Origin of the sequence: Bradyrhizobium sp. Ec3.3 (assembly GCF_000472925.1) — a bacterium.
Taxonomy (GTDB): domain Bacteria; phylum Pseudomonadota; class Alphaproteobacteria; order Rhizobiales; family Xanthobacteraceae; genus Bradyrhizobium.
The window spans coordinates 347,144-364,202 of sequence record NZ_KI421479.1 but is presented as its reverse complement, the minus strand read 5'-3'; the positions used below and the strand labels follow the sequence as shown (position 1 = coordinate 364,202).

Below are 17,059 nucleotides of genomic sequence, written 5' to 3'. Positions count from 1 at the left end.
CGGAGCGGCATAGGTGCCTGTGGCCGTGATGGTCTGGGAGGCGGCATCGTTGCTCGAGGTGAAGGTCAGCGAGCCGTTGGTGTTAAGGCTAGCGGTCAGCTGAATACCTGCCGCCGAAAGCGCCGAGTTGAGGCTGCTGATCGAGTTGACGTTGCCGGCACCGGCCGTGCTGCTGATGGTCAGCGTGGTCGAGGCAGTCGNAGACGTCTTGAAGANCAGCGTTTTGCCTTCCAGCGAGTTGGTGCCCGCGTTGGTCAGATCGGTTGCCGTACCCGCGACGCCCAGCGCGCCGGCGCCCGTCGGCGCGGCGATGGAGACGTTAGCTTTCGTGGTATAGCCCGAGGACAACTGAAGCGCCTGGTTGGCGATTGACTTGGCGGTATCGACCAGCTTCGACAGCGAGGTAATGCCGGTGTTGGCCGCCTGGAGCACCTGCACGCCGTTGCCGATGCTGTCGAGCAGGTTGCTGATGTCGCTGGCGCGNGCATCGAGGCCGGCGGCGGTGAAGAAGTTGGTCGGGTTGTCGAGCGCGCTGTTGACCTTCTTGCCGCTGGCAAGGCGGCCCTGCGTGGTCGCGAGCAGGTCAGCGGTGCCCTGCAGCGAGAGCAGGTTCTGGCGGACTGCGGCGGACAGAGTGATATTGGAGAGAGACATGAAACAACCTTTCTGGCGTTACGCAACTTCGGCCTTCTTGGCCGAGTACACCGACGCTACGAAGCAACTGATCAACGAAAACTGAATCTGACCGGTAGGATGCCCCGGATACCGGCGGGCTTCGAAGCTCATGCTTTAAGAAGGGTGAAGATCGCTCGGAAACACCTGCTGCGATCGAAGGCGATCGCAGATCGCGCCAGTCATCGTGGTTAACAAGCAACGAACATGTTGCAGAAGCAATGGCTCGCATGCCGCAGCCGGCAGCCATCTTCGCGCGGAGCCCGACAGTCGCTCGTTACCGAAGCGTTGATGGAGAACAGGCACGCCCCTCAAAAGTCGAGCTCACACCACACGAACGCATCACCTGTGAAGCGAAGCTGCGGAAGCAATACGAAACAATGCGCCCCAACGGCAATGTCAGCTCCGCGGCCTGAGCACTTGTCTCCTGATCGGCGTGCACTCTCTGCACAAAACGAGATCGGCCCCGGATCGTCTCCGGGGCCGACTTCATTTCAGATCGTGCAAGAGATTACTGCGCCGCAAGCGGCGGTGCGTCGATCTCGATCAGGCCGTCGCCCGAGCGCCGCGCGCCGAAATCCAGCACCGCGGCGACCAGCGCATCGATGTCCATCGTGTCCGTGCGGTGATTGACGACCGCCGCACGGATCGCGAGGTTGCCGTCGATCGTCGTGCTCGACGGTACCGCGATCCCGGACTCCTGGATATCAGCGACGATCTCGCGATTGATCTCGTCGGCATCGGTCGCGCGATAACGGAAGCAGACGATGTTGAGGTTGACCGGCGCCAGCAGTTCGAGCCGCGGCTCGGCGAGAATGCGCGTCTCGAGATATTTGGCGAGCGCGCAGGTGCGCGCGATCATGGCGCCCAGCCTGTCAGTGCCGAAGGTCTTCAGCGTGAACCAGGTCTTCAGCGCGCGGAAGCCGCGCGACAGATCGGGCCCGAAATCACACGGCCAGTGCGAGCCCGCCGCCAACCCCCTCGCCTCGCGCCGCAGGTAGGCCGCAGGCTGCGCAAAGGCCTGCCGATGCTTGTCACCGTCGCGGACCATCAGGAAGCCGGCGTCATAGGGCACCTGCCCCCATTTGTGGAAATCGAGCGCGATGGAATCCGCAAGCTCGATGCCGGCAAGGCGCGGCGCAAGTTCAGGTGAAAGAATCGCGAGCGCACCAAACGCACCGTCGACGTGAAACCAGATCCCCTCCTCGCGGCACAATCGGGCGAGATCGGCGAGATCATCGATGGCGCCGATATCGACGGTGCCGGCCGACGCAACGACGAGGAACGGCCTGAAGCCAACCTCGCGATCAACGGCGATCTGCGCGCGCAGTGCAGCGATGTCGATGCGATGCTCGGCATCGACATCGATCTGGCGCAGCGCATCGGTGCCGAGCCCCGCGATGTCCATCGCCTTCGCGATGCAGCCATGTGCCGCCTTCGACGTGTAGGCCGTGAGCAGCGCACCGTCATTGCCGATGCCGTGCTGACGCGCAAGCGTGCCCAGCGTGTTCGTGCGCGCCACCAGCACCGCCATCAGGTTCGCCATCGACGTTCCCGTGACGAAGATGCCGCTCGCATCTTGCGGGAAGCCGAACAGCTCGCGCATCCATGCGGTGATCTGCCGCTCGACCTCGATCGGCATGTGATCGCGGCCACCGAGATTGGCGTTGAGCCCGGCCGCCAGCATCTCCGCGAGCATGCCCACCGCGGTGCCGCCGCCATGCACCCACCCCATGAAACCGGGATGGACGTTGCCGGTCGCGTAAGGCGCGATCACGTCGGAGAACTCGCGATAGACATCGCCGAGATCGGCTGCCCCGCGCGGCACATCCGCTTTCAATTGCGCGCGAACGCTGTCCGGCGCAGGCTGCCACACCGCCCGCTCGCGCACATTGGCTATCGAATCGATCGTCTCGCCCAGCATGCGGTGGGCGAGCGCGCGAAACGCGTTCCAATCCTGCGGATCGAGCGAAGTCCCTGCAAGCGCGCTCTGGATATCGCCCCGAACGATCTCGTTCATGCCACGCTCCCGTCCGCCCTCGCATGTCGCGACAGCATCGCCGTGAACGCGGCAAAGATCTTGTGCATCTGCGGCTGCTTGTACGGAAACAAGTCCGGCGAATCCATGTTGTGCACCACGGCCGTGTTGTCAGCCTCGAAGATCAGAAGCTCGCCGCGTCTGTTCTCGGCACAATCGATTGTGAAATAGTCGAGTCCGACGCGAGCGATCATCTCGTCGAGCGCAGCACGATGACGGCTCGCGAAGGCAGTATCGAAGTCGCGCATGAAGACGGCTTCCTCCGCGCGCTTCTCTTCGCTGAATGCCATGTAGGCGTTGAGGTACCAGATGTCCCAACGGTCGGCGATCGCCATGTGGCATGCGTAGGGCCGGCCGTCGACGATGGCGAGACGATATTTGCGGAACAATCCGTCGGCACTGGAATAGTCGACGAAGCGCGCGACGAAGAATTGCTGCTCCTGCCGCCCGGGCAGATAATCCGCCAGCGCCGCGGCATCGTCGATCTTCGCGAGTCCCACGCCCGCATGCGTGCCGCGCGGCCGCACGATCATCGGGAAGTGCAACTCGCTCGTGATGTCCTCGCACCGGATCCGCGCTTGCGACAGATCCGACAATTGCGCGCGCGTCGCGCAGACCGTCGCGGGGATGTCGAGGCCTGCCGCGCCGGCGAGCAGCCGATGCAGCTTGTCGCGATCGAGGTTGGCGATGCGGTCCGGACGGTTTAGCAGCGGCCGCGGCCAGCGCGATGCAGCATCGTCGATCGCCGCGAGCGCCTCGCGGCACTCCTCGGAATCGGATGCGACGACGATGGCGACGTCGTGATCCGGCAGCGGCTCCGGCAGGCCGACGCCCTTGACGACGTAGAGCGTCAACAGCTCGATGTCCGAGCTCTCGAGCAGGAATTCGATCGGGGTATTGCCGCCCATGTCGATAGCTGCAGCAAGCGCGAGCACGCGTAGCGCGGGCTTTGCAACGGCGCAGGGCGAGCGAAACAGCTGATGGAAGGCGAGCACCTCCGCCTGCATCGCAAGCCCCGTCTTCTTGTCGCCAAGGAGCTGAGTGATCAGCGACAGATCGAGCACCTCGCCTGCCTGCACCGTTCCTTCCGCAATCTTGGCGACGAACCGGTCGCGCAAGGGACGCAGATCGACGCCATCGAAGGCCTGATGCGTCAAGCGCGCAAAGCCGATACGGTCGGCATATTGCGGCACGGTGAGGCCGATCGGTTGAGACGCACGATGCTGCATGTCACGCTCCGGACGCAGACAGAATGAAAGGTGCCGCGGTGTCGGCGCGGTTGAGCAACAGCTCGATCTTGACCAGCACATGGGCGATACGGTCGAGAATGCGCCGCAGATTCCGTTGCGCATCTCCAGCGTCCGCCGACCAGGCTTCAGTCACCAGTTGCGCGCCGACGCACAGGCGGAGCACGCAGGAGACTGCGCCGTCCGGTCGCTCCAGCCGAACCGGCTGGCCGATGAGGCAGCGTTGCGCGGCGACCTGCCGGTCCATCGCGCTACCCTTGATCTCGTCGTTCATGTCGCGCGCCAACGTGCGATAGAGCGCGTTGTAGTCGGCGATCGCGGCCAGCTTGCCGTGACGGTTGAGCGTGAAGGGAAACACCGTTGGATGGGTGAACTCCTCGTCATCGACTCCGGCATGTCCCGCATCCGATCGGATCGCGCCGAGCGACGGCGTCAACGCGATCATGCTCTCGATGCCGGCCCTGAGCTCGCCAAGGGCTTTCGCGCGGAACGGACTCGGCACGGCATAGTAGCCGCCGATCTCCTCGAGCGCCGCCTCCCAGCGCAGCCACTGCCCGAAATTCGGCCGGCTGTCGAAGCGTGAGCGCAGCGCGGCCCAGCCCATCGGCCAATCGCTGCGGCTGGCATAGTCGGAGAAGCCGGGCGCCGCGTCGACGCCCCGGTCGACCCTGCGCGACAATCCCTTCGGGACCAGCAACGCGCCGCTGAAGGCGGGACCGCCGAAGAATTTCGACCCCGTGATCAGCACCATATAGCCGCGGTCGAGGTAGGAGCGCAGCCGCTTTAGACCGAGCCGCATCTGGCAGGCATCAACGACGATCTGGACCTTGCCGGGCCAGCGCCTGGCGATCTCGTCGAGACAGGCTTCGCTCGGCGCGCGCCAGCCGAGCTTCGAAGAATCCATGATCTGCAGCAGCACGCGTTTGCCCTGCCCGATCGTGGTCTCGATCGCTCGAAGCACGGCAGAGTCCGCGTCGGGTCGCGGTCCGAGATCCGCGGCGGCATCAAGAAGCGGCAGCGCGATGCTGTCACAGCCCAGGTCCGCGATCGCACCATCCTTGCGAACTGCGAATCCGCTCGCCGTTCTGGTGCTGAAGTGACGCCCGCGCGCGGTATAGACGGTTCCGCTTCCCGTCTGATCGGAGCCGACAACGATCGTCACCGGCGGCGCGCCGAGCGTGGCGCGGGCCAGGAACAGCGCGTGGAGCTGGGAATCGGTGCCGGAGGGCGAGAACACGATATCGACGCGCGGGGCGAGCTGCAGGTGGCTGCGCAACTCGTCGCGCATGTCTTCATTACGCGCATCGAATGCGACCTCGACCTCGTCGAACAACGTTTTGTGCACCAGCTCTTCGCGCGCCAGCGCCGCCCGGTGATAGGCGCGTTCGGAGATCGACGATGCTGTCGAAGAAGCGAAATTCCAGATCTCGGGCGTGGGCTCCGGCGCGCAACCGTAGTCGCTCAGGCGGGTGACGGGATCTATCGCCAGCCGCTGATCTCCGCCGGATACGAGCAGCGCCTCAAGCGGCGTAAAGAGGTCGCGTAGGCCGTAGCGCGGACCATCTTCAGTCCGCCAGCGGGACGCGCCGACGCTCATCTCGGACCGCTCACGCCGCGGCGACTGCGATCAGTGCGAATTGCAACGTGACGTCGCTGTTGCGCAAAGACCGAGCTTGCGCAGATGCTCGACACCCGGCCGACGAGGCACGGGGGCGCCACCACGAGCTGCATCTTGTCCGACATCGACGGCCCCACGCCTCAAATCCTCACCAAGAGGTAAACAGGCATGGTTAATGGAGCCTTAACGCTCCCTTACAGGAACTTGACGAGCGACAGATCCGCGAGCTTCGCGGTGGTCTGGTAGGAGGCCTGGAGCGCGTTCTGCAGTGCCAGGATTTCGCTCGCCACCTGGTCGGGCGAGGCCGTTTCGGTCTGGTCGACGATGGTCTGCAGCGTTGCTTTAGCCTGGGTCTGGCGGGCAGAGGCATCCTTCATCGTGCTCTGGGCCATCGCCATATCCGCTTGGATGTCCTCGATCTTCTGCTGTCCGGGCTGCGGCAGCAATTGCTGCGTCACCCGCGAGCTCAGGGCCGAGATCTGTCCGGGCGAATTCATGCCCGTTGGCGAGGTCGAGAACGTCGAGAACACGGCGACCGCCTGCAGCGCCGAGCGGATCGCGGTCTCGTTGGCCTGCGCGCCGTATTGCACGGTGACGGAGTCGTCGACCCGGGCCTGCGCGGTGGAGCGCGCCGGGCCCGGTCCGGAGTTGCCAGTGTACCATTTGACCGTATTGGCCGAGCCGTTGACCAGTGTCGTCGCCGAACCGAACGGCACGCTGCCGACGCGCAGCGGGGGAGTCGCGGCGGTCACCGTCGCACCGAAGCCGAGCGCGCCGAGTGCCGCATTGTTCGAGCTCGTGATGTTCAGGCTCGCCGCGTCGTTGGTGTTGATGGTGATGACGCCGCCATGGACGGTCGACGGCTTCGAGGTGCCGGTGATCTGATCGATCTTGCTGAGCAGGGTCTGGATGCTGTCGGTGACGTTGAGCTGGTTGCCGGTGGCGCCTGACGCCACGAAGGTCAGCGTCGTGCCGTTGACCGTGATGGTGTCATTGACGGCAAGATTGGTTCCGATGGAGTCCGAAGGCGCCGTGCCCGACAGCAATGTGGCGCCGGTGATTGGAGCCGGCGGCGCCGCCTTGTTGTTCTTGGCGCCGCCCGTCGCCGAGCCATCGGTGTTGAAGAAATTATCGCCGGCCTCTATCGCCGATGCAGCCACCAGCGACGTGTTGGCAAGCGTGCTGATCGCGCTATTCAGCGCGTTGTTGAGATTGGTTGCAGTTGCAGTCGGAGTGGCCCCGATGGCAAAGCTGCCCACCGGTACCGGCGTCGTGGTGGTTGCGGTCAGCGTGATCTGCTCGCTCGTGCCGTCGGGCAGCGTGAACTGGAAGTTCACGTTTTCGCCGTTGTTGGGATTGGTGGCGCCGAGGTCGACGGAGGCCGCGACCGGCGAGCCGCTCGGAGCCGTCACGGTGGCGCCAGTGAACGTCGAGGAGACCGCAGCGAGCTTCAGCCCGAAGGGCGATCCTGCAACGTCCTCCGCGACCTGCACCGACGTCGCCGAAGGCTGGCTCAGCACGAGCCGCCCCATGCCGCTGGTGCCGAGATCGGCCTGCTGGCGCTCGGCCATCACCTGCTTCAGGCCGGCCTGAGTGGTGGTCCCGTTGATGATGTTGCTGGCGCTCGCCACGGACGGCGTGTTCAGTGCGGTGCCGGAGAACAGGTAGTGGTTGGCCGATTGCGTGTTGAGCACCGCGACCATGGACTGGAGCTGCGCCGCCGCGGTCAGCTGCGCGACCGTCTGACCGGCCGAATTGATATCCTGGTTGGTGCTCGCCGCCGCCGACTGCGTCGTGTTACGCATCGACACCAGCGACTGCAGTGCGGTGTTGGCAAGGTTGACGTTGATGTTGACGTTGCTGATCGTGTCCGTGAAGGCAGAGATGTTCGAAAGCTGCGTTCGCGCGGCGATCGCAAAGCCCTCATTGTTGCCCATGCCCGAATAGGTCTGCGACAGCTTGCCGGAGGAAAGCTGCGTCGAGAGGTCGGTGAGTTGCTGGTTGATGTTGCGGATCTGCGCGCCAAGAACCGACGAGGAATAATTAATGCTGCTGATCGACATGTTTTCCGCACCCTACGCTTTGTTACACTCGGGCATCACGCTTTCGCTTCTCACCCCTGGGCCTGGAGCAAGGTGTTCATCATGCTTTGCACCACGGACATGATGTGGGCATTGGCGGCGTAGGCATTCTGGAGCTGGATCAGGTTCGACATCTCGGTGTCGATATTGACGCTCGCGGTCGAATTGAACTTCTCCTGCAGCGTCGAGACTACGACGCTCTGGCCCTGCTGCAATTGCTTCGCCTGGGTCGCGGCGTTGCTCTGGATACTCAGGAACTGCTGCAGGTAGCTCGGGACGGTGCCGCTGAAGGGTTGGCTCGACGAGCCGAGCCCGGTTTGCGGCGAATAGGAGAACACCGAATTGGTGAGCTGCGAATAGAGGAAATCCGAGCGCGTGGTGTCGCCTGCCGGCGTCACGGGCGAGGTGCTATAGACCGAAAGCCGGGTGGGGTCGGTGACCAGCGCCGAATTCACCGCGATACGCCCGGCAAGACCGGTCATCTGCAGGCCGGTCGAGGCGATGGCGCCGGTATAGAGCGCGGTGCCATCGGTGAACAGCGGCAATTGCGGATTGCCCGAGGTCAGCGACGAGATCGTCTTCGTCACCGAGGCGGCGTTGACGGTGGCCGAGCCCGTTCCGTCGTCCACGACCCGCAACGTCGTGCCGGACGGATTGGAGAATTGGAGATGGTTTGCGCCCAGCGCGGAATTGAGCTGCGATACGATCGAGGCCATGCCGCCGGAGAAATCGACACCGACGCGCAGCGGGTTGGCGTTCGCGGCATTCTGCAACGGCAACGCCGCCGGATCGGTCACGTTGACGATCGATATCTGCTGCTGGGTGTTGGTCGCCGTGTCCGTGTAGGTCAGGTTGACAGTATTGCCCGGCGCCACGTTCGAGACGTCGAGATCGAATCCGGACGGCGGTCCGGCCACGGCAGTGCCTGCAGTGGTCTTGTCGGACAACGCGCTCGCCATCGTCGCGGCAAGCTGGTCGACCTGGTTCTGCGCCTGGACCAGCGTCTGGTCGCGCAGCTTGAGGTCGGCGGCAAGCCGGCCCGAAGAGACAACATTGTTGGCGACAACGTCGGTCGCCGAGCCGTTCGGCAGCTTGATACTCAAAGTGCCGACGCCGGATTTGACCGAGTTAGGGTCGTACAGCGAGTTTGCGGTGAGTGCGCCTGGTGAGGAGAAGGTGAACTGCGAGGCGAGCCCGGCGCCGACGAGCTGGATACCGGTGCTGGTAAAAACGTTGGCCTGGCCAGAGCTGTCTGTGACGACACGGACATCGACGAGCTTCGACAGCGAGTTGATCGCAGCATCCCGCTGATCCATCAGCGTCGCAGCCGATGGGTCGTTCGCAGTCAGGCTCTGCAGCTTGGTATTGATGTCGGCGATCTGCGCCATTGCAGTGTTGGCCTGCTGCGCCGTAGCGCCGATGTCCTGCTCGACATTGGAGCGCAGCGTCTGAATGCCGTTGCTCGTGGCGTTGAGCTGCTGCGCCAGCGACTGCGCCGCGGTCACCGCCACCGATTGCGCCGACAGCGAACCTCCGCTCGTCGACAGCGACTGCAGCGCGGTCGTGAACTGATTGAGCGCGCTTTCCAGCGTGCCGTCGCCGCCTGGGGTGCCGTAGACGTTCTGCAGCTGGCCCAGGATACTGGCCATCTGGTCGGCATAGCCGCTGCCCCCGGTCTCGGTGCGCAGTTGACCCTGCACGTAGAGATCGAGCTCGCGGCTGACGCCGGTGGTCAGAACCGTCGATCCGAAACTGCCGGAGGTAACCTCGATCTGATTGGGCGTCTGGACGACGTAGCCCGGCGTCTGCGCGTTGGCGACGTTCGAGGAGACGATCGCAAGCGCGGCCTGGTTGGCACGCAGGCCGCTCATTGCGCTGGCGAGGGATGAACTCAAACCCATGTTACTGCCCGCCTCTGGTTACGCTGCGTGAGCGCTGATCAGCGCAACACGTTCAGAAGATCCTGCACCATCGAATTCGCCGTCGTGATCACCTTGGTGTTGGCCGAGTAGGCCTGCTGGGTCACGATCAGCTTGGTGAACTCGTCGGCGATGTCGGTATTCGATCCCTCGAGCGACGAGCCGCTGATCGTGCCGGAGGCGCCGGCGATCGCCGGGCCGGACTCGTCGGTTACTGCATAGGCGCCGCCGTCGAGCGACTTCAGGTAGTTGGTGCCATTGAAGTGCGAGAGCGTCACCGCGGCGAGATCGAGGTTCTGGCCGTTGGAGAAGGTGCCGACCACGAGGCCATTATTGTTGACGGCGACAGAGCGGAGCTGGCCGGCGGCGTAGCCGTTCTGCGTGATGGTGTTGATGGTCACGGCACCGCTCGAGCTCGCATATTGCGTCAGCGAGCCGGCGGAGAGATTGAATGCTACCGAGCCCAGCGATTGCCCACCGACGGTGACGTTATTGATGGTGATGCCCGAGCCGGTCGGCGAGGCCAGCGAGCCATCGCTTGCGAAGGTGAAATTGGTGCCGGTATTCACCCATGCGACCTTCGTGTTGGTGGCACTGGGATCGGCCTGATAGAACAGGTTCCAGGTATCGGCGTGCCCGGCGCCAAGCGACGCGCTGTCGACCTTGGCCCAGCGCAGTTGCAGATTCACCGGCGTGCCGGCCGCGTTGTAAGCCGTCACCGCGCCGCCGCTGATGGATTCTTTGGTGAAAGTCGCGATGTCGTTTCCGATCACGGTGCCGCCGCTGGGATTGGCGGCGCGTGCCAGCGATACTGGGCTCGTGAAACCGAGCGCGGAAGGGGAAAAGGCGGACGCTGTACTCGTGATGCTGAGGTCCTGCATGGCGCCGGTGTGGAGTGTAATGGCGCCGCTGCCGCTGATCGTCGGCGCCACACCGGTGATCCCACCGATCGCCGTGAGCAGATCACCGACAGTGTCGTCCGCGCGGACGTGCGTCGAGTCCTGCAGGCCGGTGCCGGCCGTGGTGATAGTGATCGTGATGCCGTCAACCACGATGGTATCGCCGGCGGCGAAGTTGGTCGTCAACGAGTCGCTGTTCGCGGGACCCGACAGTTTCGTCGCGGCTGTGATGGGAACAGGCGTCGAAGCCTTATTGTTGACGGCCGATCCGGTGACCGTCTGATCGAGATACGGCAACGGGCTCGACGCGAAGTCGGCAGGATTGAGGCCGCCATAGGCCACGAGCGAACCGCTCGCCGCCGTCGAGCTCGCCACTGTGTTCGGCGTTGTCGGCAGGTTCGCGGCATACTGGACGGCCGTGGTGGCCTGCGCCGGGACGAAGTTGTTCTGGAATTGCAGCACTGTCGGCACGCTGCCGGTGGGATTGCCGGTCTTCGGATCGACCGAGACGCCCATCAGATAGTAGCCCGCGCCGTTGACGAGATTGCCGTTGGCATTGACCTGGAAGTCGCCGCGGCGGGTGTAATAGGTGACGCCGTCGAACACCGGCACGTTGTCGACGACGCCGGTAGCCTTCTCCACCGAGAAGAAGCCGTCGCCGGTGATCGCCATGTTGGTGGCGACGCTGGATGCCGAGATCGTGCCTTGGGTCGTGATCGTTGCCTGCGCGTGCGCGGTGACGCCGCCGGCGACCTGCTTGCTGGGCACCTCGGAGTTGGGAATCAGATCCTCGAAGCTGGTTCCGATGCCCTTGTAACCGGTGGTGGAGGAGTTCGCGATATTGCCGGAAATGTTCTGAAGCGCGTAGGACTGCGCCTGCAGGCCACCCACCGAAGTGTTCATTGCATCGAAGATACCCATAACTTTGTCTCCAAATTCGATTCCGACGGCCGGCCGACCGTTCGCGACTCTTGGCCGCAATCGAAGGAGACGTCGCAAGGCCTATGCCAATGCGGGTATTTCAGTGAAATCAAATATTTAAATAGACATGCCCCGGCCGTGAGACCGGGGCACAATTGCCGGGCCGGCAACAATTGCCGGGCACACCCCTTACGTCGCGGACGCTGCCGCGGGGTGGAAAACGAGCCCAAAACCGTCGATGCAGTAGCGCAATCCGGTGGGCTTTGGACCATCATCGAAGACGTGGCCGAGATGGCCGCCGCAGCGGCGGCAATGCACCTCGGTGCGGACCATGCCGTAGGTGCGGTCCTCGGTCTTGCCGACATTGCCCTCGATCGGCTGGTAGAAGCTCGGCCAGCCGGTGCCGCTCTCGAACTTGGTGTCGGACGCGAACAGCGGCAGATCGCAGCCGGCGCAGGCGAAGACGCCCTTGCGATGCTCCTTCAGAAGCGGACTCGAGCCGGGCCGCTCGGTGCCGTGGTTGCGCAAAATCTCGTACTGCTGAGGCGTGAGCTGGGCGCGCCACTCGGCCTCCGTCTTCTCGATCTCGAATTTCTCCGCGGCCTTCTCTCCAGCCTTGGCCGGGGTCGCTCTCAGCCAGCGGAACGCCGTCAGGCCGAACAGGCCGGCGACGGACGTCAACAGGATGCGGCGGTCAAACATCTCTTTCTCCGTGCGAGGGGACTTTTCACCTGTCCACGCGCTGAGATACGGGCTTCAACGCGCGACGTTACACCGTCAGGCGGAGTTTTTTCTCAAATTATTGCGAGACGCCCTGCTCCTGCGGCACCGCCTCCTCGGCATGAGGCACCGGTTCCGGCGCCGGCGCCGGCCGAACCGGGCGAACCGCGCCGGGCGGCGCGCGCCGCGGACCCGTGCCGGCGGCCCGATTGGCTTCAGCCAGCTTCGCGTCGCGCTCCCGCTCCTTCACCCGCGCCCGCTCGCGGTAGCGGGCAAGCGAGCCGGCGGCGGCCGAGCTCGCCCTGCCCCAGAGCCCGATCAGCTGGCCGGCGGCCCGCCCCGTGATCCCGCCCGCCCAGACCAGCTCGAACGGCGAGAACAGACGCCAGCGCTCGTCGCCCCGCAGGATGCTGCGGACGATGAGCTGTCCGGCCATCGCCGAGGTGTTCATGCCCTGGCGGCCAAAACCGCTCGCCACCCACAGGCCTTTGCGGAGCTGCCCGATCTGCGGCATGCCGTGCACGGTATGGCCGGTGGCCCCGCCAAACATTTCGGCGATCTCGACCTCGCCGAGATCCGGGAAGATCGTGCGGATCCGGCGCTTGATCGCGCCGCCGAAACGTTGCGGGTTTGCGGCCCAGGTGGTTTCCGGGCTTTCCCACATCAAGCGATCGCCATCGACGATTCTGAAATGGTCGATGCCGTCGGTATCCATCACCGATCCCTTGAAAGCGAGGATCTCGGAGAGGCGTTCGCCGAGCGGTGCGGTGATTCCGGCATAGCGCCAGACCGGCAGCAGCGTGTCCGACAGGCGCTTCAGCGGCGCGCCGAGATGGATGTTGCCGGCGAGCACGATATGCGTTGCGCGCAGGCGCGCCGACGGAGTCACGATGCGCTTGCGGATGCCGGAATGATCGATGCTGACGACCGGGGTGTCTTCGAAGATGCGCGCGCCGGCCCGCCGCGCCAAGGCCGCGAGCCCGTGGACATATTTCCGGCCGTCGACCTGCAACGCCCTCGGATAGTAGACACCGTGGAAGTAGCGGTCGGTCTTGAGCACCGCGCGCACGCGGTCGGCCTGCCAGCCTTCGGCCTCGGTATCGAAATCCTCGTTCAGCATCTGGAGCCGGCTGATCAGCCGGTCGCCGGCATCGACATTGGAGACCTCGAGCACGCCGTCGCTCACGCCGATCCCAGGCATCGTCGCCTCCGTGGCGTTGGCGCGCACGAATTCGGCGCCCTCCTTCGACAGCGCCCAGAGTTCGCGCGCGTCCTCGAAACCGATGCGCTCGATCAGGTCGGCGAGCGGCAGCGCAAAACCCGGCATCACGGTGCCGAGTTGGTTGCCGGAGGCGTTCCAGCCGACATGCCGGCCCTCCAGCACCGCGACGCTGGCCCCGAGCCGGGCCGCCTCGAGCGCGATCGTGAGCCCGGCGAGCCCCGCGCCGATCACGCAGATGTCGGCGTCGAGATCGAACGACAGCCGCTCGCGCTCGCGAAAGCCGGCTTCTTCCTGGGACACGCTTGTGTAAGTCTCGCTCATGTCGTTTTCTTAAGGCACCGGTCAGGCGCTTGTCACCTTGTCCTGAACCTGAACCTGTGCCTGTACATTAATTACGACCGGGATGATTCGAGAATGCCATGCGCCGTTTGATGCTGCTGCGTCACGCCAAGACCGAGACTGACGCACCGAGCGGCCGTGACCAGGACCGCCGTCTCGATGACCGGGGCCATCGGGACGCAGCCCAGATGGGCGACTGGATCGCCCATCATCCGCCGTTCCCCGATACCGTGCTGGTCTCACCGGCCGTCCGGGCCAGACAGACCTGGGACATCGCCTGGGACGCGATGAAGGACCGCGTCGAAGCCCCGGAGGTCGAATTGCTGCCGGAACTCTACGGCGCCGGCCCCGCGCAGCTTCTGGAAACCATTCGCACTGCAACCATCCCCGCGAACCCGAAGCGATTGATGCTGGTCGGCCACAATCCCGGCATGCACGAGCTGGCGCTGATGCTCGCAGGCAGCGGCGACCACGCCGGCCGCAAGGCTCTCCACGACAACCTGCCCACGGCAGGGCTTGCGGTCTTCGACTTTGACGTGAAGGATTGGGGTGACGTGGCGTACCGCCACGGCAAGCTGGTGCTGTTCGTCAGCCCCAAGCTGCTGAAGCAGGCTTAGGGGCAACGGGGCGCCGTCTTGGGAGGGTATCTTGGGCCGTTGAATGACAGGGAGGCGCAGATGTTCAAGTCCATTCTCGTGCCCATCGACCTCGCCGACACCGACCTCGCAAAACCTGCGATCGCGACGGCGGCGACGCTGTCGCAGACCTGGAACGGCACGGTGCGCCTGCTCAACGTGCTGCCGATGACGCCGGTGATGCTGGCCGAATATGTGCCGGCCGATTTCGACGAGCAGCAGCGCCAGACCTCGGAGGAAGCGCTCGCCATCGTCGCGCGAGAGTCCGGCATCGACGCCCCGCGTATCTCCAGCGTGGTGCGGCAGGGCGGCATCTATCACGAAATCCTGGAGGAAGCGGCGCATATGAAGGCCGACCTCATCGTCATGACCTCGCATCGCCCGGCAATGCGGACCTATTTCCTCGGCTCGAATGCCGGCCACGTCGTGCGCTACGCCAAATGCTCGGTGCTGGTGGTCAGGCACTAGCTTCTGCTCAGATAAACACCTCGGAGCAATTGCATGCGGGACTGGTGGCGCAAATGGAGTTACGAGGTCCCGCTCGCGATCGGCGATGCGCTATGGGAGGTGCTGGTCGTGCAATTGGCCGCGGCTCTGGACAGGCTGACACTGCGGCAGGTGATCGCCTTCATCCCCGTCGTCATTCTGGTCCTGGCCTACTACCACAGGATCCCGATCCCGCCCGAGCTGATGCTGGTTGGCGATCTCCTTGCCTATATCGACGTGTTCTCGGTATTGTTCCTGCTTGGCGTGTTGAGCCGCGTCACGACAATCCTGTTCGTCGTCAAGCAGGCGTCGACACGGATCGCGGCACTCGCCGACAACGTCGCCATGCACGTGCGACGTCTCGGCCTTCGACACCGGCGCGAACACGGCGCCTCAACGAGGCCGCGCCGCAAGCCCGACCGTTCCGATGACGATCGAGCTTTTGGCGAAGCATGGGGACAGGCTGCAATCGCTTGATCCCCCCAGGTGGTTATAGATACCGCGTCAGCCCGGCTTTCACCTGCCCGTAAACGGCATCCTCGATCTGCGAGCGCGTGATCCCGATATCGCGCAACGCGCGGTCGTCGAGCTCGTTCAGCGTCTTGATGGCGGTGCGGCGCTCCAGGAAGTCGAGCAGCGCCGAGGCGCCGTTGACGAGGGAGCGGAGGAATCCGCCTGACGAGGGTGGGCTGAGAGGCTGCCCGGCAGTTTGCGAGATGGTGGTCATGTTTCTTCTCCGGCAATCGTCCCGCGCGGCGAAAGCGATGCCGCCGGCACAGACGCTGATCGGCGCCTGCTCCTTCATTGCCCTCGGATTGCTCGCGCAGCCGGGGCTCAATCGCGGAACTTGATGGAACTTAAATGCTCCAGTACAATGCTCGGTGCAAGGAAAACATTGCTCTCGGTGCAATAATGTCCAAGTTCGAGTACGTGAAGCTGGCCGATGCCATTGCCGCCGATATCACTAACGGCGCGTTAAAGCCGGGCGACCGCCTGCCGCCGCAGCGCAATTTCGCCTATGAGCGTGGCATTGCGGTCTCGACCGCGAGCCGGGTTTATACGGAGCTGCTGCGTCGTGGCCTCGTCGTCGGCGAAGTCGGCCGCGGCACGTTCATTTCGGGCGAGGCGCGGCGCGGTGTGGCTGCTCCCGCCGAGCCGCGCGGCGCGCGCATCGATTTCGAGTTCAACTATCCGCTTCTGCCGCAACAATCGGCGATGATCGCAAAGAGCCTCGCCGGTCTCGAGCGCCCCGAGGGACTCGAAATCGCGCTGCGGCCCGCGACCAGCACAGGCACGCAGGCGGCTCGGAGCATTTCCGCATCATTCCTCGCGCGCAAGGGCTGGGCGCCGAACGCCGACCACCTCGTCTTCACCTCGAACGGACGGCAATGCATTGCCGCCACGCTTGCCGCGCTCGTGCCTGCGGGCGGGCGCTGCGGCGTCGAGGCGCTGACCTACCCCTTCATCAAAGGCATCGCCGCGCGGCTCGGCATCGCGCTGGTGCCGCTCGCGATGGACGAGCACGGCGTGCGACCCGACGCGATTCAGAAGGCGCATCGCGAGGCGCATCTTGCTGCGCTCTATCTCCAGCCGACGATGCAGAACCCGCTCGGCATCACCATGCCGCTCGCCCGCCGCAACGACGTGCTACGCATCGCCGAGAAGCTCGATTTGCCGATCATCGAGGACACCGTCTACGGCTTCCTCGCCGACGAGGCGCCGCTCGCCTCGCTCGCGCCGGACCGCTGCCTCGTGCTCGACAGCCTCTCGAAGAAGGTCGCGCCGGGGCTCGCGCTCGGCTTCATCGTCGCCCCGCCCCACTTGCGTGAAAGCGTGCTGGCCTCGGTGCGCTCGGGCGGCTGGACCGCGTCCGGCTATGCCTTCGCGGCCGGGCAGCGGCTGATGGCCGACGGCACCGCGGCCGAATTGTCGCGCCTCAAACGCATCGATGCGGGCAAGCGCCAGCATTTGGCGGCGCAGCGGCTTGCCGGCTTCGATATCCAGGCCGACCCGAAGTCCTATCATCTGTGGCTCGCGCTGCCGCCGCATTGGCGCTCGCAGACGCTGGTCGCCGCGGCCGGCCGCCGCGACATCGCGCTGACGCCGTCCACTACGTTCGCGATCGCCAACGGTCACGCCCCGAATGCGGTCCGCCTCGCGCTCGGCGCGCCGACCTTCGAGCAGCTCGACGCGGGCCTGCGCACACTCTCGGCGATGCTGCGCTCGAAGGAAGAGGATTTCGACTCGACGGAGTAGCGCGCC

General features: G+C 64.8%; 13 protein-coding genes and 1 pseudogene. 4 read left to right on the top strand and 10 right to left on the bottom strand.

Annotation, left to right across the window (positions count from 1 at the left end; genetic code table 11):
• From YUU_RS62240 to YUU_RS0148890, 9 genes and pseudogenes are all read right to left on the bottom strand, one after another.
• Positions 1–654: pseudogene (locus YUU_RS62240) on the bottom strand (hypothetical protein); the annotation flags it as partial.
• Between the two features lie 529 nt (positions 655–1,183).
• The gene (locus YUU_RS0148930) at positions 1,184–2,692 is read right to left on the bottom strand and encodes an aspartate aminotransferase family protein (protein ID WP_027528665.1); all 1,509 of its coding nucleotides are present in this window, start codon (positions 2,690–2,692) and stop codon (positions 1,184–1,186) included.
• Positions 2,689–3,939, bottom strand: coding sequence for a RimK family alpha-L-glutamate ligase (locus YUU_RS0148925; protein ID WP_027528664.1), 1,251 nt, complete (start codon positions 3,937–3,939; stop codon positions 2,689–2,691). The genes YUU_RS0148930 and YUU_RS0148925 overlap by 4 nt, the downstream gene beginning before the upstream one ends.
• Before the next feature lies 1 nt (position 3,940).
• Entirely contained in the window at positions 3,941–5,554 is a 1,614-nt protein-coding gene (locus tag YUU_RS0148920; RefSeq protein ID WP_027528663.1) for a hypothetical protein, read from the bottom strand.
• Between the two features lie 215 nt (positions 5,555–5,769).
• Positions 5,770–7,638 carry a flagellar protein gene (locus YUU_RS0148910; RefSeq protein WP_027528662.1) on the bottom strand — a complete coding sequence of 623 codons (1,869 nt, stop codon included), beginning with the start codon at positions 7,636–7,638 and terminating at the stop codon, positions 5,770–5,772.
• A gap of 50 nt (positions 7,639–7,688) precedes the next feature.
• Positions 7,689–9,557, bottom strand: a complete 1,869-nt coding sequence (gene flgK / locus YUU_RS0148905) for a flagellar hook-associated protein FlgK (protein ID WP_027528661.1) — start codon at positions 9,555–9,557, stop codon at positions 7,689–7,691.
• A 38-nt stretch (positions 9,558–9,595) separates the two neighbouring features.
• On the bottom strand, positions 9,596–11,395 hold the full coding sequence (locus YUU_RS0148900; protein ID WP_027528660.1) for a flagellar hook protein FlgE: 1,800 nt from the start codon (positions 11,393–11,395) through the stop codon (positions 9,596–9,598).
• Positions 11,396–11,584: 189 nt separating this feature from the next.
• A complete protein-coding gene (gene msrB, locus YUU_RS0148895; protein ID WP_027528659.1) occupies positions 11,585–12,097 on the bottom strand; it encodes a peptide-methionine (R)-S-oxide reductase MsrB in 513 nt (170 codons plus the stop codon).
• A 97-nt stretch (positions 12,098–12,194) separates the two neighbouring features.
• The gene (locus tag YUU_RS0148890; protein WP_027528658.1) at positions 12,195–13,658 is read right to left on the bottom strand and encodes an FAD-binding oxidoreductase; all 1,464 of its coding nucleotides are present in this window, start codon (positions 13,656–13,658) and stop codon (positions 12,195–12,197) included.
• 98 nt (positions 13,659–13,756) lie between these two features.
• Here YUU_RS0148890 and YUU_RS0148885 point away from each other — a divergent pair, with 98 nt between their 5' ends.
• From YUU_RS0148885 to YUU_RS0148875, 3 genes are read left to right on the top strand one after another with little or no spacing between them, the layout of a single operon-like run.
• On the top strand, positions 13,757–14,293 hold the full coding sequence (locus YUU_RS0148885; RefSeq protein ID WP_027528657.1) for a histidine phosphatase family protein: 537 nt from the start codon (positions 13,757–13,759) through the stop codon (positions 14,291–14,293).
• 60 nt (positions 14,294–14,353) lie between these two features.
• A complete protein-coding gene (locus YUU_RS0148880; protein ID WP_027528656.1) occupies positions 14,354–14,779 on the top strand; it encodes a universal stress protein in 426 nt (141 codons plus the stop codon).
• 33 nt (positions 14,780–14,812) lie between these two features.
• Entirely contained in the window at positions 14,813–15,274 is a 462-nt protein-coding gene (locus YUU_RS0148875; protein WP_027528655.1) for a hypothetical protein, read from the top strand.
• A 13-nt stretch (positions 15,275–15,287) separates the two neighbouring features.
• On the opposite strand, the gene YUU_RS54745 is transcribed toward YUU_RS0148875, so the two are convergent.
• Positions 15,288–15,524 carry a DUF1127 domain-containing protein gene (locus YUU_RS54745; RefSeq protein ID WP_035665484.1) on the bottom strand — a complete coding sequence of 79 codons (237 nt, stop codon included), beginning with the start codon at positions 15,522–15,524 and terminating at the stop codon, positions 15,288–15,290.
• Between the two features lie 185 nt (positions 15,525–15,709).
• Here YUU_RS54745 and YUU_RS0148865 point away from each other — a divergent pair, with 185 nt between their 5' ends.
• Positions 15,710–17,053, top strand: a complete 1,344-nt coding sequence (locus tag YUU_RS0148865) for a PLP-dependent aminotransferase family protein (protein ID WP_027528654.1) — start codon at positions 15,710–15,712, stop codon at positions 17,051–17,053.
• Positions 17,054–17,059 lie beyond the last annotated feature (6 nt).